The following is a 21,311-nucleotide window of genomic DNA, read 5'->3' on the forward strand; positions in this document are numbered from 1 at the left end:
AAAAGTCAGCGGCGGCCGACGAAGAAGGCCGCGACCAGCGTGACGACGCCGACGACGACCAGCGGTCCGGTGATCGCCGGGGTCAGGTATTTGCTCGCGTTGACGATGGCCAGCACGACGGCGGCGGACAGGAAGCCCATGCCGACGAACAGCAGCCAGCCCGCGCTGCCCGCGGACGACGGCGCCACGCGCTTGACGACGAGGTGGTGCACGTACGCGTTACGCACAAAAAAGTAAATCACCAGCAGGACGACGAAGGCCACGGCGCCGATCGCCATGTCGCGCCCGGCCGTGTCGCGCAGCGGCGCCGCGCTCGTGTTGGTGGCGCCGCCGGGCGCGATCTCGACCGGTTGCGTCGCGGTGTCGGGCATCGTCTTCGGCAAGCCGTCCTGCGGCGTGGTCGCGGCCTGGCCGGGCAGCTTGAACCCGGGGTCGGTATTGGCGGTGTCGGGGGCGGGCTGGCTCGCTGGCTGGCTCGGTTTGGTCTGGGCGTTCTGCATGGTGGGTTCCATCGGGTTCATCGGCCGAGCCGCACCTGCGCGCCTTCGCGCAGGTCGAGCAACTGGTGGCCGAACAAGGTTGTCTTCAGGCGGGCGACTTCGTTGCCCGCCTTGTCGTAGATCGGTTGCGTGGCCCCGGCGCGCGTGTGCACGGTGCGCAGTTCGTCTTCCACGACGAGCTGCACCTTGCGCGGCCGTCCGTAGGCATAGACGGCGCCCGCCGCGGCGGCCAGCAGCGCCAGGCCGCCGCCGAGGAGCGCCACGAGCGGACCGGCGCCGTAGTGCACGTGCACCTCGACGGGCAGCACGGCCGTCGACGCCTGGATGTCGGCCGGCGGCGTGAAGATGTCCGGCAGCGGATCGCCCGGGAACAGCGCCGCCATGCGCTCGCGGAACGCCTGCGACAGCTCCAGCTTCTGCCCCTGCAGATGCAGTTCGATCCGGCCCGGCAGCACGTACGCGGAGCCGGCCGACTTCAATGCCGCCAGCGACCACTTGCCCGGCAGCTGCGCCACGGGCAGCTGCACGGTCGACGTCAGCGGTTCCGCGCGGCCGGGCGCCAGCCGCGTCACGGTGTTCGTGCGGAGCAGAATCGGGCGGTTCTCGCCGCCGAGCATGGAACGCGCGGAGAGGGCCGCGCCGGCGATCGTGTACGGGTACATCGTGTTCTCCAGCTGCCACAGGATCGTGGCGCTGGGCGTGCGCGCATCGGGTGCGACGTCCGCGCGCAGGCGGCCCGCCGCATCCATCGAGAACTCGACGCCGGGCGCATTCTCGACCTTGCGCGACACGAGGCGCACCGTGTCGCGGTCGAGCGGTTTCAGGCGCGCGGGCGGTTCCGTGATCACGCGCTGGACGCGTCCCGCCGCGAGTAGCGCGTCGAGGGCGCGCGCGCCGTCCTGCCCGACGGCGAACACGTAGACCATCAGGCCGTTGGCGCGATAATGCTGGCCCTGGACCGGCATCCGCAGCGGGAACGCGAGCGCCTTCGTGATGGCGGCCCCTTTGTGGATCAGTGCATAGAATTCGCGGTTGCGCTGGGCGGTCGCCTGGTCGTTGTTGGGGCTGTTGCGGTTGTTCGTCACGAGCCAGACGAGCCCGCCCTTCCCGTCCAGCACGCGGCTGATGGTCGTCTCGACGGCCTCGCCCAGGTCCGTGTCGGCCAGCGCGGCACCGCCGGGCTTCTTCGCCGTGTCCAGCCCCGCCAGCGCGGCCTGCACGTGCGTGGGCGTCGCATTCGTCACCTGCTCGGACAACAGCGCCCGCGGCGACGGCGCGCCCGGCAGCGACTGGTTGAACGCGGCCAGCACGAGCGCGTCGCCCGGCTGCGCGACGCTGCCGGCCAGCGCCGCCACCAGCGGCTTGAATTGCGAATGCGGGTCGGTGTAGAACGGCTCCATCCAGCCGGAGTTCTGCACGAGCACGACCTGCGGCACGGCCCAGGCGGAACGCAGCATGAACAGCGCGCACAGGCCCAGGACAAAGCCGAAGAGGCGTGCGGCCCTCACGTCGGCGCGTCCAAATTCCAGCCGCGGATCCGGTTCCAGTCTGGGTGGTGCAGCCACAGGCGGTTGGCGTAGACGAAGGGCACGCACTCCAGCGGCCGCGCGAGGCGCGCCACTTCGTCCAGGATCACGTTGCGCCGGCCGATCCACTCCACCGTGGTGCGGGCGATCACGCGGTTGGCCAGCGCCTCTTCGGCGCGGCCGGTGTATTTGTGGAAGCGCAGCACGAGCCCGCTGGGCTGGCTGCGGTTGTTGTTGAAGCTGCGCAGCAGCGGCAGGACGAGGGAATCGTCCTCGTGCTGGTCCTCGACGTGCTCGCCGGACCACGGCTCGTCGACGACGGGATGGCCGCGCCGGAACAGCAGGTTCGCGAAGCCGAGGCGCGCGCCGTCGATCGGCTCGCGCTGCGGGCGCTCCACGCCCAGCTCGAGGAAGGAGTAGGACTGGCCGTCGTGCCCGATCAGCCACATGCGGCCGTCGCGGCTCAACGTCGGGCCGCCGAGATCGAGGCTGGGCAGCCACGTGTCCGGCCACGCGAGCCAGCGCGGCGCTTCGCCCGGACGCCACACCAGCTGGCCCTCGCCGTGCAGCCAGAACAGCTGACCGTCGTAGCCGATGGGGCGCGTCCAGCCGGTCAGCGGCAGCGCACCGCAATCGGATTGCGGCCCCGGGGACAAGTCGGCGCCGAGCGCGCACAGGCCCAGCGTGCCGCCCGGATTGCGCACCAGGACGCCCAGCTGGCGCCGCATCAGGCCGGGCGCGGCGACGATGGGCGCGGCCAGCACGGCTTCCGTGCGGCACGTCTCGCTGACGGGATTGATGGCGAGCCGGTACAGGCCGCGCGCGGTGGGCACGAGCGCCACGTCGCCGCGGCGCGCGGGCACCTGCAGCAACGACGTGGGCAGCCAGCCGTAGTCGGACGCGCCGAACGCGAGATCGGCCGCGCCCTCTTCGGGCATCATCACGTGCCAGACTTCGGCCAGCGGATCCCAGTACTGCAGCACGCCGCGCCCCGGCGCGAGGGCGAGCAGGCGCTGTTCGGGAAAGCCGTAGGTGGCGGCTGCGAACACGCAGTGGGCGTTCGGCGGCGGCGGCATCGCGGCGTCGAAGCGGCCGACCTCGGGCGCGGGCGGCCGTTCCTCGAGGCTGTCGCCCAGCGCCAGCGACGTCACGGGCAGGCCATGCGGCACGTGGCGGGGCAGCAGCGCGTCCGCATACGGCCCCCACCAGTCGGGCCGCCGCTCCTGCGCGGCGCCCAGGCGTTCGAGCGGCCGGCCGCACGTGGGACAGAAGGCGAACCCCTCGGGATAGATGGCCGCGTGGTCGCACGACAGCGGCAGAGACGCGCCGAGCAGGTGCGCGCAATCGGCCAGGCGGCCGCGCGCCTGCGCCTGCCAGTCGATCCGGCCCAGCCCGTCGCTGGACGCCAGTTCGAACTGCCCGCTGTGTTCATCCTCCAGCCAGACGCTGGTCGGCGTTTCCCATCGGTATGCCATGCGCTCCACCGTCGATTCGTCAAAAGGGATCGCGGCCCACGCAAACCTGGGGCCGTTATCGTTTTGGAATCATAGCGCCGGGATCAAGCCGACGGCGCGCTGTTCACGGAATAGCGTGTGGCTGTGCTTCAGGGATCAAATTACGGCGCGAGAAGGGGAACTTTCGGTCGCATCGAGTGCCGCGCGGTTCACCTGGCGGACCTTCCAGATGCCGTTATCCAGCACCATCGTGAGCACCAGCTCGTGCTTCGCGTCGCCGTCGCGATCGAGCGTGACGAGGACATCCGCCGCGCGGGCCTGCCGCCGCAGCGTGACGGCCTGAACGCGTCCGCGCAGCCATGCGGCCTGGATGCGGGACGACTGCAGGAAGTAGTCGCCCGCCGCCTTTTGCTCCCGCAGGCGTTGCAGCAACTGGTCGACGAGGGGCCTGGCGACGTAGGCATTCAGGCGGTCGTAGCGGTCGCTGAGGGGATCCTGGTCGGCGTCCAGCGTCTGCAGGTACCAGTCATAGAATTCCGCGGCGACGGCCTCCGGCGCGCGGATGGCCGCCGTGGCCGGCGTGGCGCGGGAGGGCGCCGCCGGCAGCGGTCCCGCGAGACCGGCCAGCAGCAGTCCGGCCAAAGTAAGTTTGAGAAAATTTCCTTTATGAATCAACATGATGGCACTCCTGACAATCAGACTGTGCGGCATTCCGGCCAATCGGACCCTGCGCTGCCGCAAGCGCACGGTCGACGTATAATGTCGGGTTGTCCTCCCTATCGATCCGCGCCATGACGTCCTTCGACACCCTGCCCGCCGCCGCCATCGCCGCCGCCACCGCGCACCTGCGCGACGTGCTCGCGATCGCGCTCGAACACACCCGCGAGCGGCGTGCGCTGGTCGTCTTCGATACCCGCACCGCGCTGGCCGGCGGCCTCGCCGAGGCTTACCGCCGCAACCTGCCCGAGGCGACGTTCATCGACTTCGACACCGTCGCACCTGGCGATGTGCTCGCGGCGTTCCGCACGCTGGCGCCGCAGGATCTCGTCGTGCTCGTGCAGTCGACGAACTTCCGCCTGGACGGCTTCCGCCTGCGCGTGGAACTGTTCAAGCTGGGCCTGAAGGTGATCGAGCACGTGCACCTGTCGCGCATGCCGGGCACGCAGGGCGAGCACTACATCGAAGCGCTGGCCTACGATCCCGCCTATTTCCGCGGCGTCGGCCACGCGCTGAAGGCGCGCATCGACCGCGCCCGCCGCGCCGAGGTGCATGGCGGCGGCGACGTGCTGACATTCGCTTCGCCGCTGGAAAGCGCGAAGCTGAACGTGGGCGACTACAGCGCCATGAACAACGTGGGCGGCCAATTCCCGATCGGCGAGGTGTTCACGGAAGCGCGGGACCTGGAAGCCGTCGGCGGCCGCGCGCAGGTGCACGTGTTCGGCGACACCTCGTACCTCGTCAACCGGCCGGAGGCGCCCATCACGCTGGTCATCGACAAGGGACGCGTCGTCGGCGCGGAGAACGCCACGCCCGCTTTCCGGGAAGTGCTGGACATCATCCGCCGCGACGAAGGCGAAGTGTGGGTGCGCGAACTGGGCTTCGGCATGAACCGCGCCTTCACGCGCGAGCGCCGCGTGGACGACATCGGCACCTACGAGCGCATGTGCGGCATCCATTTGTCGCTGGGCGCCAAGCATGGCGTGTACGCCAAGCCGGGCTTCAAGCGCAAGGACGCGCGCTATCACATCGACGTGTTCGTCGTGACGGACGCCGTGTACCTGGACGACGAGCGCGTGTACGCGGACGGGGCGTGGACCCTCTGAGCGTTACGCGTCGGCACGGGGTGCCCACCCTACCCGGCTGATTCCGGCCGGGTAGCGGGCCCGGATCTTGCTTAAGTTTTTGGCATGGACACCGCCACCCCGCCCCCGGCCCGCGACACCGAACCGCCCCTCAGGATCGTCAAGATCCGGCGCGACTACAACACATGGGTCGCCGACGAAACCATCGAGGATTATGCGCTGCGCTTCACGCCGCGCTCGTTCCGCAAATGGTCCGTGTTCCGCGTCGCGAACACGGCGTTCGGCGCCATTTCCTTCCTCGTGCTGGAAGCGATCGGCGGCACGATCGCCGTCAACTACGGCTTCGAGAACGCGTTCTGGGCCATCGTCGCCATCGGCCTGATCATCTTCGCCACCGGCCTGCCGATCAGCTACTACGCCGCCCACCACGGCGTCGACATGGACCTGCTCACGCGCGGCGCCGGCTTCGGCTACATCGGCTCGACGATCTCCTCGTTCGTCTACGCGTCGTTCACGTTCATCCTGTTCGCGCTGGAAGCGGCCATCATGGCCTATGCGCTGGAGCTGTACTTCGGGCTGCCGCTGTATGTCGGCTACCTCGTCAGCGCGCTCGCCGTGATCCCGCTCGTGACGCACGGCGTGACGCTCGTGAGCCGCATCCAGATGCTCACCCAGCCGGTCTGGCTCGTGCTGCTCGCGCTGCCCTTCGCCGCCATCGCCGCCAGGCAGCCGGACCTGATCGCGCAACTGGGGCATTTCGCCGGCCAGCCCGGCACGCACGGTTTCGACATCCTGCAGTTCGGCGCCGCCACCGCGGTCGGCGTCGCGCTCATCACGCAGATCGGCGAACAGGTCGACTTCCTGCGCTTCATGCCCGAAAAGACGCCGGCCAACCGCGTGCGCTGGCACCTGGGCGTACTGGCGGCCGGCCCGGGCTGGATCGTGCTCGGCATGGCGAAGATGCTGGGCGGCGCGCTGCTGGCGCTGCTCGCGATCGAGGGCGGCGCCACGCTCGCGCAGGCCGCCAACCCGAACCAGATGTACCTCGCCGGTTTTCTCCAGGTGTTCGGCGGCGGCAGCCTGGCCGTGGCGGCGACGGCGCTGTTCGTCATCGTCTCGCAGGTCAAGATCAACATGACGAACGCGTATGCCGGCTCGCTGGCGTGGTCGAACTTCTTTGCCCGCCTCACGCACAGCCACCCGGGACGCGTCGTCTGGGCCGTGTTCAATGCGCTGATCGCCGTGCTGCTGATGGAGCTGGACGTGTTCCAGGCGCTGGAGCAGGTGCTCGGCCTGTACTCGAACGTCGCGATCGCGTGGATCACGGCCGTCGTGGCCGACCTCGTGATCAACAAGCCGCTGGGTCTTTCGCCCAAAGGGATCGAGTTCCGCCGCGCCTACCTGTACGACATCAACCCGGTCGGCGTGGGCGCGATGCTGCTCGCGTCGACCTTGTCGATCGCCGCCTTCGCCGGCCTGTTCGGCGCGCGCGCCCGCGCGTTTTCCGCCTTCATCGCATTGGCGACGGCGCTGCTTGCCGCGCCGCTGATCGCCTGGGCCACGCGCGGCAAATACTATCTCGCGCGCCCGGTCGCGGGCTCGCCGGCCTCGGCGCGCACGCAGACCTGCTGCATCTGCGAAAAGGAATACGAGACCGACGACATGGCGCACTGCCCGGCCTACCAGGGGCCGATCTGCTCCCTGTGCTGCTGTCTCGACGCGCGCTGCGGCGACGCCTGCAAGCCGCACGCGCGCTTCGCGCAGCAGTGGGAATCGGCGGCGAAGACGCTGCTGCCCGCGTCGATGTGGCCCTACATGACGAGCCGCCTGGGCCACTACCTGCTGCTGATGCTGACGACGGCGTCATTTCTCGGCGGCCTGCTCGCCCTGCTGTACGTGCACGAACGGGGCGCGCTCGGCGCCGCGGCCAGCCCCGTCCTGGTGGACGCGCTGCGCCTGACGTTCGTGAAGGTCTTCGGCGCACTCGTGCTGGCCAGCGGCATCGTCGCGTGGTGGCTCGTGCTGACGAGCGAGAGCCGGCGCGTGGCGCAGGAGGAATCGAACCGCCAGACGAGCCTCCTGCAGCGCGAGATCGAGCTGCACGGCCGCACGGACGCCCAGCTGCAGCAGGCCAAGCGCCAGGCCGACCAGGCCAACCAGGCCAAGAGCCGCTACATCGCCGCCATCAGCCACGAGATCCGCACGCCGCTGAACAGCATCCTCGGCTACGCCCAGCTGCTCGACAACGACGCGACGATTCCCGAACCGCGCCGGCAGGCGATCCGCGTGATCCGGAGCAGCGGCGAGCACCTGCTGTCGCTGATCGAAGGCTCGCTCGACATCGCCCGCATCGAGGGCGGCAAGTTCAGTTTCGACATCCGCACGCTCGCCTTCCCCGACTTCCTTGGCCAGATCGTCCGCATGTTCGAGCAGCAGGCGCGCGACAAAGGCCTGGCGTTCCGCTACGAGGTCGACGGCCCGCTGCCCGACTGCGTGCGCGCCGACCGCAAGCGGCTCGGCCAGATCCTGATGAACATCCTCGGCAACGCCGTCAAGTTCACGGCGCGCGGCGAGGTCGTGCTGCGCGTGCGTTACGCGCGCGAGATGGCGTCGTTCGACGTCCAGGACAGCGGTCCCGGCATCCTGTCCGACGAGATCGAAAAGATCTTCGAGCCGTTCGTGCGCGGCAGCGCCGGCGGCAGCCCGGGCGCGGGTGGCACCGGCCTGGGCCTGCCCATCAGCCGCATGCTCGTGCAGTTGATGGGCGGGCAGCTGGCGGTCGACACGACGCCCGGCATCGGCAGCACGTTCAAGGTGCGCCTGCAGCTGCCGCGCGTGCATGCGCCGGCGCGCGCGCAAGCCGTTCCCGCCTTCGCGCCGGCCGGCTATGCGGGTCCGCGCCGCCGCATCCTCGTCGTGGACAACGAGCGGAACGACCGTGAACTGCTGGTGAACATCCTGGCGCCGCTCGGCTTCGACACGATACAGGCCGAGACGGGCGCCGAATGCATAGCCCGCTACGTGCGCGCCGAGCCGCACCTGATCCTGATGGACCTCGCGATGCCCGTGATGGACGGCTGGGAAGCGAGCCGCATCCTGCGCCGCGAACTGGGCTCGGACGTGCCGATCCTGATCGTGTCCGCCAACGCCTACGACAAGGGACTCGAGAACCCGGCCGGCATCGCACCGGAAGACTTCATCGTCAAGCCCGTCAACGTGGGCGAGCTGCTGGAACGGATCGGCGCCCGGCTCTGCCTCGACTGGGTGATGCAGGGCGCGCCCGCGCCGGCGCTCGACGGGCCCGCGCTGCGCTTCCCGCCCGCCGCGCAGCTGGCCGCGCTGCGCGAACAGCTGGCGCTGGGCTATGTGCGGGGCATCACCCGCCAGCTCGACGCCATCGCCGCGCTCGACCCGCAATACGGCCCCTTCGCCGACATCCTGCGCAAGTTCGCCGCGCGCTTCGACCTGGAAGCGATGTCGGCCTTCCTCGAACAAGGAACGCCATGAACGACAAACCCTTCGACCGCCATGCCGCCCAGGTGGTCCTGATCGTGGACGATGTGCCGGAAAACCTCGCCGTGCTGCACGACGCGCTGGACGAATCCGGCTATACAGTACTCGTCGCGAACAACGGCGCCGCCGCGCTCGAACGCGTGCGCCAGGTCGTGCCCGACGTGATCCTGCTCGACGCCGTCATGCCCGGCATGGACGGTTTCGAAGTCTGCCGTCGGCTGCGCGCCGACATCGCCACGCGCGCCATCCCCGTCGTCTTCATGACGGGCCTGACGGAGACCGAACACGTGGTCGCCGCGTTCGACGCGGGCGGCACGGACTACGTGACGAAGCCCGTGCGCCAGAGCGAGGTGCTGGCGCGGATCGCGTCCCACCTGCAGACGGCGCGGCTGATGAACCAGGCGCGCAGCGCGCTGGACGCGTTCGGCAACGCCGTGCTGGCGGTGACGCCGCACGACGGCCGCATCGTCTGGCAAACGCCGCTGGCGCGCCAGTGGATGCAGCGCTACTTCGGTGCGGACGACGACGGCATCAAAGGCACGCCGCCTCAACTGGCGGCCTGGCTGGCGACGGCGGCCGCGCAGCCGCTGGCCGTGATCCGCGGCGCGGCGCGCCTGATCTTCACGGCGACCGACGTGCGCTCGCCCGAACAATGGATGATCGCGCTGCGCGAGGAATCGGACACGGCGCGCGTACAGGCGCTGATGGCCCTGTTCCGGCTGACGCAGCGCGAGTCGGAGGTGCTGCACTGGGTCATCCAGGGCAAGACCAACCGCGACATCGGCGACATCCTCGGCATGAGTCCGCGCACGGTGAACAAGCACCTCGAGCACGTGTTCGAGAAGCTCGGCGTGGAGACGCGGACGGCCGCGGCGACGTTGGCGACGAACCGGATCCGCGCGGCGTAGGCCTCACACGGCCAGGTGACGCCTGACGTGCTCACCATCCATCTCGTCCGCCGTCCCGCTCGCGACCACTTCGCCGCGCGACAGCACGACGAACCTGTCCGCCAGCGCCCGCGCGAAATCGAAATACTGCTCGCACAGCAGGATGCCGATGTCCCCGCGCCCGCGCAGCAGCCGGATCACACGTTCGATGTCCTTGATGATGGACGGCTGGATGCCCTCGGTCGGCTCGTCGAGGATGATCAGCGCGGGCCGCTGCAGCAGCGCGCGGGCGATGGCCAGCTGCTGTTGCTGGCCGCCCGACAGGTCGCCGCCGCGCCGGCCCAGCATCTCCTTCAGCACGGGAAACAGTTCGTAGACCTCGCCGCTGATCCGTGACGCTTCGCGGCCGGACAAGGTGGCCATCCCCATCATGAGGTTTTCCTCGACCGTCAGGCGCGCGAAGATGTCGCGGCCCTGCGGCACGTAGGCGATGCCGCCCGCGGCACGACGGTGCGGTTTCATGCGCGTGATGTCGCGCCCGTTCCACGTGACGGTGCCGCGGGCGACGGGCAGCACGCCCATCAGGCATTTGAGCAGCGTGGTCTTGCCCACGCCGTTGCGGCCCAGCAGGGCCATGCACTGCCCCTTTCCCACCGTCAGCGACACGCCGCGCAGCGTGTGCGACGAGCCGTAGTACTGGTTCAGGTGTTCGACCTGCAGCATGCTTACCTCCCCAGATAGACTTCGATGACGCGATCGATGGCCTGCACGTCGTCCATGCGGCCCTCGGCCAGCACCGATCCCTCGTGCAGCACGGTGACCTTGCCCTGCTGCGCGATCTCGGCCACGAAACCCATATCGTGCTCGACGACCATGATCGAATGCTTGCCGCGCAATTCGTTCAGCAGCTCCGCCGTGCGTGCCGTCTCCGCGTCGGACATCCCCGCGACCGGCTCGTCCAGCAAAATCAGCTGCGGTTCCTGCATCAGCAGCATGCCGATCTCGAGCCACTGCTTCTGGCCGTGCGACAGCAACCCGGCCAGCCGGTCCTCGTGACCGTGCAGGCGGATCAGGCGCAGGATCGCGGCGATGCGGTCCTCCTGTTCGGACGTCAGGCGCGCGAACAGGGTCGGGCGCACGCGCTTGTCCATCTTCATCGCCAGTTCCAGGTTCTCGAACACCGTGTGCTGCTCGAACACGGTCGGGCGCTGGAACTTGCGGCCGATGCCCGCGTGGGCGATCTCGTATTCCGTCATCTTCGCCAGGTCGAAGGTCTGGCCGAAGAAGGCGCTGCCGGACGTCGGCCGGGTCTTGCCCGTGATGACATCCATCATCGTCGTCTTGCCCGCGCCGTTCGGGCCGATGATGCAACGCAGTTCGCCGACCGAGATGTCCAGGGTCAACTTGTTCAGCGCGCGGAAGCCGTCGAACGAGACGGTGACGTCGTCCAGGTACAGGACGGCGCCGTGGCGCGTGTCGACGCCGTCGCGCTTCATGGTCACGCCTGTGCTCATGCCGTTTCCTCCTTCGTTGCCACGGCCGCCCGGCGGCCCGGCAGGATGCGTGCGATGGCCGGCAGCGTACCGAGTATCCCGCGCCGCATGAACAGCGTCACGAGGATGAACAGCAAGCCCAGTGCGAACAGCCACAGGTCGGGGAACGCCGCCGTGAACCAGCTTTTCAGGCCATTCACGGCGAACGCGCCGAGGATGGGACCGACGAGCGTGCCGCGGCCGCCGATCGCCACCCAGACGACCATCTCGATCGAGTTCGCCGGCGACATCTCGGACGGATTGATGATGCCGACCTGCGGCACGTACAGCGCGCCGGCGATGGCGCACAGCACGGCGGACAAGGTCCACACGAACAGCTTGAACGCGAGCGGGTCGTAGCCGATGAACATCAGGCGCGATTCCGCGTCGCGCACGCCCTGCAGCACGCGGCCCAGCTTCGAGCGAACGATCCAGCGGCACAGCAGCAGCGCGCCGGCGAGCAGCGCCAGCGTGGCCAGGTACAGCACGACGCGCGTGCCGGGTGCCGTGATCGGGTGGCCCAGGATGCGCTTGAAGTCCGTGAAGCCGTTGTTGCCGCCGAAGCCGGTGTCGTTGCGGAAGAACAGCAGCATGCAGGCGTAGGTCATGGCTTGCGTGATGATGGAGAAGTACACGCCCTTGATGCGCGAGCGGAACGCGAACCAGCCGAACACGAACGCCAGCAGGCCGGGCACCAGCACGACGAGGAGCATGCAATACCAGAACCGGTCCGTGAACGCCCAGTACCACGGATAGTCCTTCCAGTCGAGGAAGACCATGAAGTCGGGCAGCACGCTGCCGTAGCTGCCGTCGCGGCCGATCGCGCGCATCAGATACATGCCATGGGCGTAGGCGCCCAGCGCGAAGAACGCGCCGTGGCCCAGCGACAGGATGCCCGTATAGCCCCACACGAGGTCCAGCGCCAGCGCCGCCAGCGCGTAGCACATGAACTTGCCGACGAGGCCCAGCGCATAGCCGGAGACGTGCAGCGGATGCCCGTCCGGAAACGCCAGGTGCAGCACGGGCAGCAGGATCGCGGCGAGCGTGCACGCGGCCAGCACGGCCCACGCGCGGCGCGGGAATAGCGATGAGGTACGGTTCATTCGACGCTCCTGCCCTTCAGCGCGAACAGGCCCTGCGGGCGGCGCTGGATGAAGACGATGATGAAGACCAGGATGCAGATCTTGGCCATGACGGCGCCCGCCAGCGGCTCCAGGAATTTGTTGATCTCGCCGAGGCCCAGTGCCCCCAGCACGGTCCCCGCCAGCTGGCCGACGCCGCCCAGCACGACGACCATGAACGAGTCGACGATGTATGACTGGCCGAGGTCCGGTCCGACGTTGCCGAGCTGCGACAGCGCCACGCCGCCGAGGCCCGCGATGCCGGACCCGAGGCCGAACGTCATCATGTCGATGCGGCCGGTCGGCACGCCCACGCAATCGGCCATGCGCCGGTTCTGCATGACGGCGCGCACGAACAGCCCGAGACGCGTGCGGTTCAGCACCAGCCACACGGCCGCCACGACGATCGCGGCGAACACGATGATGGCGATGCGGTTGTACGGCAGGACCAGGGAGCCGAGCACCGTCACGCCGCCCGACATCCAGGCCGGATTCGCGACCTCGACGTTCTGCGCGCCGAACACGGTGCGCACGGCCTGCATGAGCATCAGGCTGATGCCCCAGGTGGCGAGCAGCGTTTCCAGCGGGCGCCCGTACAGCCAGCGGATCACGCTGCGCTCCAGCCCCACCCCGACCGCGAACGCGACGAGGAACGCGGCCGGTAGCGCGGCGGCGAGGTACCAGTCGGCGGCGCCGGGCAGGTAGTGGCGGAACAGCGACTGGCACACGTACGTCGTGTACGCGCCGATCATGAGCAGCTCGCCGTGCGCCATGTTGATGATGCCCATCAGGCCGAACGTGATGGCCAGGCCCAGCGCGGCCAACAGCAGCACGCTGCCCAGCGACACGCCGTAGAACAGGTTGCCGATGATGTCGTTGCGGGTGCCGCGCCGGTCGATCGCCCGCAGCGCCACCCCGGCGGCGGCGCGCAGGGCGGCATCGGATTCGACATGGCTGCCGTCCGGATTCCGCGCCAGCATCGCTTGCAGTTGCGGACGCAGGGCCGCATCGCCGCTGTCGGCGAGCGACGCCACGGCCGCCAGACGGCGGGCCGGGTCGGGCGAGCCCAGGTCGGCGCGCGCGACGAGCCGGCGCAGCGCGACTTGGATGTCCGCATCCGTTTCGCGCGCGAGCGCCTGGCGTAGCAGCGGGGCCTGGGCCGGATCGGCATCCTGCGCCTGCAGCGCGCGCACGGCGGCGAGCCGCTCATCGCGCGCGGGCGCGAGCAGCGACAGGCCCGACAGCGCGGCCTGCACGGCGCCGCGCAGGCGGTTGTTGACGACGATGCCGTCCACGCCGTCGGGCACGGGCAGCGCCGCGCCGGTGGCGGCATCCAGCGCGCTGCCGTCGTGGACGATCAGGACCTGGCCGGATGGCGTCGCGGCCAGCTCGTCGTCCAGCAGCGCCTGCAGCACGCGGCGCGCATCGAGGCTGCCCGTCGCCGCGATGCGGGCGACGGCGGCGACGCGGGCATCGGGATCGTCTCCCGCGAGCGGCTGCAGCAGGGCCGGGTCAATGGCGGCGTGCGCCAGCGCGGGCAGGCACAGCGCCAGCGCGGCCAGCAGGTGTTTGAAAGTGGGCTTCATGGCATATCCAGTCAAATCAACACGCCGCTCCCGCTTTCGCGGGAACGACGGCTTTTGAATGCGGGGGCGACCCTAGAGGTTCTGCTTGCCCTCGTTACCCTTGATGTACGGGCTCCACGGCTGCGCGCGGATCGCCTCCTTGCTCTTCCAGACGACGGAGAACTGGCCGTCGCCCTTGATCTCGCCGATCATCACCGGCTTGTGCAGGTGGTGATTGGTCGGATCCATCACGAGCGTGTAGCCGGACGGCGCCTTGTAGGTCTGGCCGCCCATCGCCGCGATGACCTTGTCGGTGTCGGTCGATTTCGCCTTCTCGACGGCCTGCGCCCACATGTGGATGCCGACATAGGTCGCTTCCATCGGGTCGTTGGTGACGGCCGTCGCGGCGTTCGGCAGATGCTTGGCCGCGGCGTACGCCTTCCACTTCTTGACGAAGTCGGCGTTGGTCGGGTTCTTGACGGATTCGAAGTAGTTCCAGGCCGCCAGGTGGCCGATCAGCGGCTTCGTGTCGACGCCGCGCAGCTCTTCCTCGCCGACGGAGAACGCCACGACCGGCACGTCCGTCGCCTTCAGGCCCGCGTTGCCCAGCTCCTTGTAGAACGGGACGTTGGAGTCGCCGTTGATGGTCGAGATGACGGCCGTCTTGCCGCCGGCCGAGAACTTCTTGATGTCGGCGACGATGGTCTGGTAGTCGGCGTGGCCGAACGGCGTGTACAACTCCTTGATGTCGTCGTCCTTCACGCCCTTGCTGTGCAGGTAGGCGCGCAGGATCTTGTTGGTCGTGCGCGGATACACGTAGTCGGTCCCGAGCAGCACGAAGCGCTTGGCACCGCCGCCGTCCTTGCTCATCAGGTATTCGACGGCGGGAATCGCCTGCTGGTTCGGCGCGGCGCCCGTGTAGAACACGTTTTTCTCGAGTTCCTCGCCTTCGTACTGCACGGGGTAGTACAGCAGGCCGTTGAGCTCCTTCACGACGGGCAGCACGGACTTGCGCGACACCGACGTCCAGCAGCCGAAGATGGCGACGACGTGGTCCTTCGCGATCAGCTGGCGCGCCTTTTCCGCGAACAGGGGCCAGTTCGACGCCGGGTCGACGACGACGGGCTCGATCTTCTTGCCGAGGACGCCGCCCTTGGCGTTGATCTCGTCGATGGCCATCAGGGCGACGTCTTTCAGCGACGTCTCGGAAATCGCCATCGTGCCGGACAGCGAGTGCAGGATGCCGACCTTGATCGTGTCGGCGGCGTGGGCGGACAGGCCGCTCGCCAGCAGGGCGGCGCCGGCGGCCACGCGGGTGAGGGACGAAATGAAGTTGCGACGGGTGGACATGGTTGCCTCGCGATGAGTGGTTGATCAGTACTGGAGCTGGAGGGTGACGGAGAATTTCGACTGGTCGGCCGTGCCAGTCATCTTGGTGCGCGAATACAGCGCCGCCAGCTGGGCGTTGTACCCGTCGATGATGTAGTTGACGCCGACGTCGCCCTGGCGCGTGTCGATGCCGGTATCGGCCGCGAACTTCTGGTAGCGCACAAACGGCTGCAGGCGGTTGACGATGTAGCCGACACCCACCAGCCACGCCCTGCCCTGTTCGGACTTGACGACGTTGTCCGTGTCGTAGTCGTACCACGCGCCTTCCAGCGACACGGCGCCCGCGCCGGACAAGCGCTTCTCGAGCAGGAAGTCGATGTTCCACGAGCGGTAGTCGCCGACGGCGGTGGGCAGAAGCACGCCGTCCTTCTGCGTGCGCGCCGCGAGGCCGATGGCGAGGATGTCCTTGGTGCCCAGGTAGTTGCCGGTGCCGTAGTAGCCCGGCTCGGCGTCCCAGAAGTCGTACTGCAGGCGGCCCGCGACCATCGGCTTGTCGGATGCCTTGACGCCGGCGGCCTTCGCCTCGTTCTGCGTGAGCGAGCCGATGCCGAAAGTGTGGCCCTCGAACGCGCCGATGGAGTAGCCGAGCTTCCCGTCCAGCAGGTTGCCCCACACGACGGCACCGTCGTCGCGGCCGCGGAAGATGCCGCCGTTATAGCCGTAGCGCGACGCCACGCCGGCCCAGTAGCCGCCGCCCAGCGAATAGTACGGCCCGGCCATGTTGGCGCGGTCGCTCGGCGACAGCAGGCGCCCGGCCCAGACGTTCAGCTCGGGAGAGAAGGCGAACTGCCCGGCGGCATCCAGCACGCGGATCTTGTCGCCGTCCCACTCGGTGTTGAACATGCCCTTGACCTGCTGGTTCAACGACGCGCCTAGATAGATGCGGGCGCTGTCCAGGTGGAAGTCGTTCGACCGCGAGCCGTCCGGCGCACCGTGTTCGGCGTTCGTATAACTGGTGCGCATGCCGAAGCCCACGCTCACCGACTGGTCCGGCCCGATGTTCACGGTCGCGCCGGCCCGCGCTTCCAGTGCGGCTAAACTGCCCGCGATCCCGATCAGTGCGATCAGTGCGGCCTGGTTCCCTAGTGACGCCATTCTTGTCCTCCGATGCGTGGTTGTCGTGTGGACATCATCGCCAGCGGACGGCCGCAGGAACATACGTCAGGTTACGTAGTCGCATTTGCGGTACGGCGGTTGCCACCGCCGCCGTGATCCTGTTTTAAGATGTGTCGAAAAAGGAGAAAGGACACCATGCTCACGACCGAACAACGCGACCAATACCAGCGCGACGGCTACATCGTCATCCCGGATTTCAAGTCAGAGAGCGAGATCGCACGCCTGCGCGCCCGCGCCGGCGAGATCGTCGACGCGTTCGACCCGGCGGAATCGCGCGCCGTCTTCACGACGCGCGACCAGGCGGCCGCCTCCGACGCCTGGTTCCTCGGCTCGGACAACACGATCCGCTGCTTCTTCGAAGAGGAAGCCTTCGGCCCCGACGGCCAGCTGAAACAGGCCAAGGCCCTGTCGATCAACAAGATCGGCCACGCGATGCACGACCTCGACCCCGTGTTCCAAGCCTTTACGCGCGACGCGAAGCTGGCCGCCGTCGCGCGCGGCCTCGGCCTCGAACAGCCGCAGGTCTGGCAGTCGATGTACATCTTCAAGCAGCCGGGCATCGGCGGCGAGGTGCGCTGGCACCAGGACGCGACGTTCTTCGATTCCACGCCGATCAGCGTGACGACGTTCTGGTTCGCGCTGGAAGATGCGACCATCGAGAACGGCTGCCTGTGGGTGGAACCGGGCGGCCACCGCGGCCCGCTGCGCGAACGCTTCCTGCGCGACGGCGACGCCATCACGATGGAAAAGCTGGACAGCACGCCGTGGCCGGACGACAGCACGGCCGTGCCGCTCGAAGCGAAGGCCGGGGACCTCGTCTGCTTCCACGGACTGCTGCCGCATTACAGCGCGCCGAATCGGTCGAAGGTATCGCGGCATGCGTTCACGTTGCACGTGACGGATGCGCGGACCACGTATTCGCCGCGGAACTGGATCCAGCGGGATGGGAACTTGCCGGTGCGGGGATTCGACTGATCCAGGCACCATCGCTCCTGACAAAACCTGTCAGGAGCACCCCGTACCATCTTCCCTTTCGCAAGCGCCCACGCAGCGACCACGAAAGGAGAACGACATGCACATCATCATCGGCGGAACAGGACGGGTCGGCTCGGCCACGGTCCGCGCGCTGCTGCGGCGGGGCGAGCCCGTCACGGTCGTCACGCGCAATTCCGGCCACGCGTCCGACCTCAGGAATGCCGGCGCAAGAATCGCCGTGGCCGACGTGCGCGACGTGCCGGCGCTGCGCGCGATCCTGCGCACGGGCACGACCGCGTTGCTCCTGAATCCGCCGGCCGCGCCGTTCACCGACACGGATGCCGTCGAGCGGGCGAACGCCGCGGCCATCGTCGACGCCGTGACGGGCTCCGGATTGTGCAAGGCCGTCGCGGTCTCCACCTTCGGCGCGCGTCCCGGGGAGCCGTGCGGCGATCTCACCGTGCTGTTCGAGTTCGAAGAGAAGTTGCGGGCGCAGCCGGTTCCGGTCGCGGTCAATCGCGGCGCCTACTACATGAGCAACTGGGCCGACATGCTCGATACCGTGCGCCACCGCGGCAAGCTGCCGAGTTTCTTTCCGGCGGACGTCGCCATCCCGATGGTCGCACCAGGCGACCTGGGCGAAGCGGCCGCGCGCAGGCTGATGGAGCCCGGCGACCAGGCTGCCATCTGCTACATCGAGGGGCCGCGGCGGTACACGCCGCGCGACGTCGCCGACGCGTTCGCGCACGCGCTGGACCGGCCCGTCGACGTCGAGGTGATCCCGCGTCCCGCTTGGGAGCGAACGTACCGCCAGCTCGGGTTTTCCGCGGCGGCCGCGCGCTCCTATGCCTGCATGACGGGCACCGTGCTGGACGAGCAGGACCGTTGGCCGGACACGCCCGTCCGCGGTCCGACGACGCTCGGGGACTTCATCCGGGACGTCGTCGGGCAACGCCGGGGTGGTTGATGCCGCACAAGCGCATAGTATTAAAACTACACACACCATGCGAATTGCATTGACATGAAAATTCGCATAGCCAACAATCTCTCTCGTCGGGCCCAACAAATACACAAAACGATGGCCCGATACGTAGTAAAAGTACCTGGCTGACGCGGACTTTTGCACGACCTCCGTTGCCCGCCGGGACCTTACCCGTATCACATCGGAGGAAAAGCATGAAGAAGAGCACTATCGTCGCCTTGCTGGCGGCGGGCATGATGACGTCCATGGCGGCCGCAACCCACGCGGCCACGCCCACCCAGCAGGCCGGCGGCAGCACGGCCATCGTCCTGCAGGGTTTCCACTGGAACTCGGCCAGTTATGCCGGCCCGGACTGGTACAACACCTTGCTGAACAATGTCGGCGACTTGAGCACGATGGGATTCACCCACGTGTGGTTCCCGCCGCCATCGGATTCCGGCGCCAAGGAAGGCTATCTGCCGCGCCAGCTGAACAAGCTCGATTCCAGCTACGGCAGCGCGGCCGAACTGACGAACGTCGTTTCCGCGTTCAAGAACAAGGGGGTGAAATCGATCGTCGACGTCGTCGTCAACCACCGCGTGGGCACCACGGGCTGGTCCGACTTCACGAACCCGAACTGGACCACCTACACCATCGTCAACAATGACGAATGCAACTGCGGCCTGGGCGCGGCCGATACGGGCCAGGGCTTTTCCGGCGGGCGCGACCTGGACCACACGAACGTGGGCGAGGTCCAGAACGGCATCATCAACTGGCTCAATTACACGCTGAAACCGGTGGGCTTCTCGGGCCTGCGCTTCGACTACGTGAAGGGCTTTTCCGCCAGCTACGTCGGCCAGTACGCGAACGCGTTCGCGCCCGACTTCTGCGTCGGCGAGATGTGGCCGGATTCGTTCGACCTGAACAATCTGGACGCCAACCGCCAGGCCATCATGAACTGGATTAACGGCACCAGCAACAGCTGCGGCGCGTTCGACTTCACGACCAAGGGCATCCTCAACGACGCCCTCGCCAACGGCAATTACTGGCGCCTGAAGGCGACCGACGGCAAGCCGCAGGGCGCCATCGGCTGGTGGCCGGCGATGTCGGTGACCTTCGTCGACAACCACGACACCGGCCCCGCCGAAAGCTGCGGCACGGGCCAGAACCTGTGGCCGGTGCCGTGCGGCTCCGTGATGGAAGGCTATGCCTACATCCTGTCGCACCCGGGCATCCCGACCGTGTTCTACCCGCACATCTACAACTGGAACCTCAAGACGCAGATCGCGGCGCTGATGGCGGCCCGCAAGAATGCGGGCGTGACGTCGACGTCGGCCGTCGCCATCCAGCAGGCGACGCAGGGCCTGTACGCGGCCATCATCACGGGCACGACGCACCAGCTGGCCATGAAGATCGGCCCGAACAGCTGGAGCCCGGGCACCGGCTGGACCTTGCAGACCTCCGGCAACAACTACGCCGTCTGGATGAAGTAAAACGGACACGTCGAAAAACCTGCTACGCGTTGCATTGCCGTTCTGCGATGCTCCGCTACGGCGGACCGGCTGGACTGCTCGTACAGCTGCGCTTCTCAAACGGCACTGCTGCCGCTCGCGACGATTTTTCGAGGTCTCCTACGAAGCGGCTCAGGCGCCCACCGCCTGCAGCCACATGCCATGGCCGCGGTCCGCGAGGTCGCGGCCATGCACGCTGACGCGGTTGCGGCCGTGCTGCTTGGCGTGGTACAGCGCCTCGTCCGCGCGGCGCAGGATGTCTTCCCATTTGTGGTCCTGCTGGTCCAGCGCGGCCACGCCCACGCTGACGGTCATCGCAACCGTCGCCCCGTCGGCCGCCAGCGGCGCGCCCGCCACCACCTCGCGCAGGCGTTCCGCGATGCCGCACACCGCGCCCAGATTCTCTCCGACGACCAGCATGGCGAATTCCTCGCCGCCGATGCGGAACAGGGCATCGTAGCCGCGCAGCACGCGCGCCGACAGCGCCGTCACGTGGCAGATCGCCGCATCGCCCACGCCGTGGCCATAGCGGTCGTTGATGGCCTTGAAGTGGTCGATGTCGAAGGTGATGAAGAACATGGCCGAACCGGTGCGGCGGCAGCGGCGGAAGTCGCGCGTGGCGATGTCGTGCAGGGCGCGCCGGTTCAGCCAGCCGGTCAGCACGTCCGTGAGCGACGCGCGGCGCAGGGCCAGCGTCTGCTGGTGGGTGACGATCAGCGCGGAGCACATCGTCGCCAGCGACAGATACACGAGCATCGCCAGCGCGCCCGACGTGCGGTAGAAGTGGTCGCCCAGGAAGCCCGGCGGATCGCCATCGTATGCGATCACGACCGCCACGCGCCCGATCTGCTGCAGCGCGGACAGCACCTGCAGCACGATCAGCGGCAGATAGGACGCGCGCGCATCGAAGTCCCGCTGGCGCCACAGCAGCCAGGCCGAGGCGAGGTTGATCGCGCCGATGACGGGCATCAACGCGATGCGCCGGGCCAGCGCCGCGTCGTGCAGGACGGGCAGCATATGCGCCGCCAGCACGGCGGCGACGAGAACGGCGCCCCAGCGCCACCCGGGCGCAAGATGCAGGTGGCGCCGGATCCCGGCCAGCATGCCGAAGTGGCCGCCGATGTGGAGCGCGTTGACGCAGGCGATGACGATGATCGGACTCGTCTGCGTGTGCAGAGCGATTGCGCCCATCATGTTACTGACGGCAAGGAAGACGGCGGCCAGCGACCAGTCGACGAGGCAGGTCTGGCGCGCACTGGCGAGGTAGAGCAGCCCCATGCTGGCCGCCATGGTCAGCGCCGCGAGTGCGGCGGCCACCGTGAGTGTGAACGCATCCATCTTTTCCCCTCGGCCAACGACGATGTCGTCACTTCAACTTTAATTCCTTAAGTATAAGACTATTGTTCATATGTAAATCTATCCAATTATTGCAATCGAAACGAAACCGGCGCAGATAGCG

17 protein-coding genes are annotated in these 21,311 nt (G+C 68.2%); 6 read left to right on the plus strand and 11 right to left on the minus strand.

The window, feature by feature from the left end; translation table 11 throughout:
- Positions 1-5 precede the first annotated feature (5 nt).
- From BVG12_RS15095 to BVG12_RS15110, 4 genes are all read right to left on the minus strand, one after another.
- Positions 6-512: a hypothetical protein gene (locus BVG12_RS15095; RefSeq protein WP_229503887.1), complete on the minus strand. Its 507-nt coding sequence runs from the start codon at positions 510-512 to the stop codon at positions 6-8.
- Between the two features lie 5 nt (positions 513-517).
- Positions 518-2,008 (minus strand): hypothetical protein, encoded by a 1,491-nt coding sequence (locus tag BVG12_RS15100; RefSeq protein WP_229503888.1) that lies wholly within the window; start codon positions 2,006-2,008, stop codon positions 518-520.
- Positions 2,005-3,501: a hypothetical protein gene (locus BVG12_RS15105; RefSeq protein WP_075793113.1), complete on the minus strand. Its 1,497-nt coding sequence runs from the start codon at positions 3,499-3,501 to the stop codon at positions 2,005-2,007. Before BVG12_RS15105 ends, BVG12_RS15100 begins: the two co-directional genes overlap by 4 nt.
- 135 nt (positions 3,502-3,636) lie before the next feature.
- A complete protein-coding gene (locus BVG12_RS15110; protein ID WP_169926819.1) occupies positions 3,637-4,158 on the minus strand; it encodes a DUF3828 domain-containing protein in 522 nt (173 codons plus the stop codon).
- A gap of 113 nt (positions 4,159-4,271) precedes the next feature.
- Here BVG12_RS15110 and BVG12_RS15115 point away from each other — a divergent pair, with 113 nt between their 5' ends.
- From BVG12_RS15115 to BVG12_RS15125, 3 genes are all read left to right on the plus strand, one after another.
- On the plus strand, positions 4,272-5,303 hold the full coding sequence (locus BVG12_RS15115) for a M29 family metallopeptidase (protein WP_075793115.1): 1,032 nt from the start codon (positions 4,272-4,274) through the stop codon (positions 5,301-5,303).
- A gap of 84 nt (positions 5,304-5,387) precedes the next feature.
- Positions 5,388-8,789, plus strand: a complete 3,402-nt coding sequence (locus BVG12_RS15120; RefSeq protein ID WP_075793116.1) for a hybrid sensor histidine kinase/response regulator — start codon at positions 5,388-5,390, stop codon at positions 8,787-8,789.
- On the plus strand, positions 8,786-9,703 hold the full coding sequence (locus tag BVG12_RS15125) for a response regulator transcription factor (protein ID WP_075793117.1): 918 nt from the start codon (positions 8,786-8,788) through the stop codon (positions 9,701-9,703). Before BVG12_RS15120 ends, BVG12_RS15125 begins: the two co-directional genes overlap by 4 nt.
- 3 nt (positions 9,704-9,706) lie before the next feature.
- On the opposite strand, the gene urtE is transcribed toward BVG12_RS15125, so the two are convergent.
- The 6 genes from urtE to BVG12_RS15155 form a co-directional block, all read right to left on the minus strand.
- Positions 9,707-10,405 carry an urea ABC transporter ATP-binding subunit UrtE gene (gene urtE / locus BVG12_RS15130; RefSeq protein WP_075793118.1) on the minus strand — a complete coding sequence of 233 codons (699 nt, stop codon included), beginning with the start codon at positions 10,403-10,405 and terminating at the stop codon, positions 9,707-9,709.
- 2 nt (positions 10,406-10,407) lie between these two features.
- Positions 10,408-11,196 (minus strand): urea ABC transporter ATP-binding protein UrtD, encoded by a 789-nt coding sequence (gene urtD / locus BVG12_RS15135; RefSeq protein WP_075793119.1) that lies wholly within the window; start codon positions 11,194-11,196, stop codon positions 10,408-10,410.
- Positions 11,193-12,317 (minus strand): urea ABC transporter permease subunit UrtC, encoded by a 1,125-nt coding sequence (urtC, locus tag BVG12_RS15140; RefSeq protein ID WP_075793120.1) that lies wholly within the window; start codon positions 12,315-12,317, stop codon positions 11,193-11,195. Before urtC ends, urtD begins: the two co-directional genes overlap by 4 nt.
- Positions 12,314-13,921 (minus strand): urea ABC transporter permease subunit UrtB, encoded by a 1,608-nt coding sequence (gene urtB, locus BVG12_RS15145; RefSeq protein WP_075793121.1) that lies wholly within the window; start codon positions 13,919-13,921, stop codon positions 12,314-12,316. Before urtB ends, urtC begins: the two co-directional genes overlap by 4 nt.
- 72 nt (positions 13,922-13,993) lie before the next feature.
- Positions 13,994-15,250: an urea ABC transporter substrate-binding protein gene (gene urtA / locus BVG12_RS15150; protein ID WP_075793122.1), complete on the minus strand. Its 1,257-nt coding sequence runs from the start codon at positions 15,248-15,250 to the stop codon at positions 13,994-13,996.
- A gap of 24 nt (positions 15,251-15,274) precedes the next feature.
- Entirely contained in the window at positions 15,275-16,384 is a 1,110-nt protein-coding gene (locus BVG12_RS15155; protein ID WP_075793123.1) for a porin, read from the minus strand.
- Between the two features lie 156 nt (positions 16,385-16,540).
- Between BVG12_RS15155 and BVG12_RS15160 the strand changes: the two genes are divergently transcribed.
- The 3 genes from BVG12_RS15160 to BVG12_RS15170 all read left to right on the plus strand — a co-directional run bounded on the left by BVG12_RS15160 (position 16,541) and on the right by BVG12_RS15170 (position 19,834).
- Positions 16,541-17,380 carry a phytanoyl-CoA dioxygenase family protein gene (locus BVG12_RS15160; protein ID WP_075793124.1) on the plus strand — a complete coding sequence of 280 codons (840 nt, stop codon included), beginning with the start codon at positions 16,541-16,543 and terminating at the stop codon, positions 17,378-17,380.
- Between the two features lie 97 nt (positions 17,381-17,477).
- Positions 17,478-18,347 (plus strand): NmrA family NAD(P)-binding protein, encoded by an 870-nt coding sequence (locus BVG12_RS15165; protein WP_075793125.1) that lies wholly within the window; start codon positions 17,478-17,480, stop codon positions 18,345-18,347.
- A gap of 209 nt (positions 18,348-18,556) precedes the next feature.
- Positions 18,557-19,834: a glucan 1,4-alpha-maltotetraohydrolase domain-containing protein gene (locus BVG12_RS15170; protein WP_075793126.1), complete on the plus strand. Its 1,278-nt coding sequence runs from the start codon at positions 18,557-18,559 to the stop codon at positions 19,832-19,834.
- A 150-nt stretch (positions 19,835-19,984) separates the two neighbouring features.
- Here BVG12_RS15170 and BVG12_RS15175 read toward each other — a convergent pair whose 3' ends face one another.
- Positions 19,985-21,190 carry a GGDEF domain-containing protein gene (locus tag BVG12_RS15175; RefSeq protein ID WP_075793127.1) on the minus strand — a complete coding sequence of 402 codons (1,206 nt, stop codon included), beginning with the start codon at positions 21,188-21,190 and terminating at the stop codon, positions 19,985-19,987.
- Between the last annotated feature and the right edge of the window lie 121 nt (positions 21,191-21,311).

Source organism: Massilia putida, assembly GCF_001941825.1.
Classification (GTDB): Bacteria; Pseudomonadota; Gammaproteobacteria; order Burkholderiales; family Burkholderiaceae_D; genus Telluria; species Telluria putida.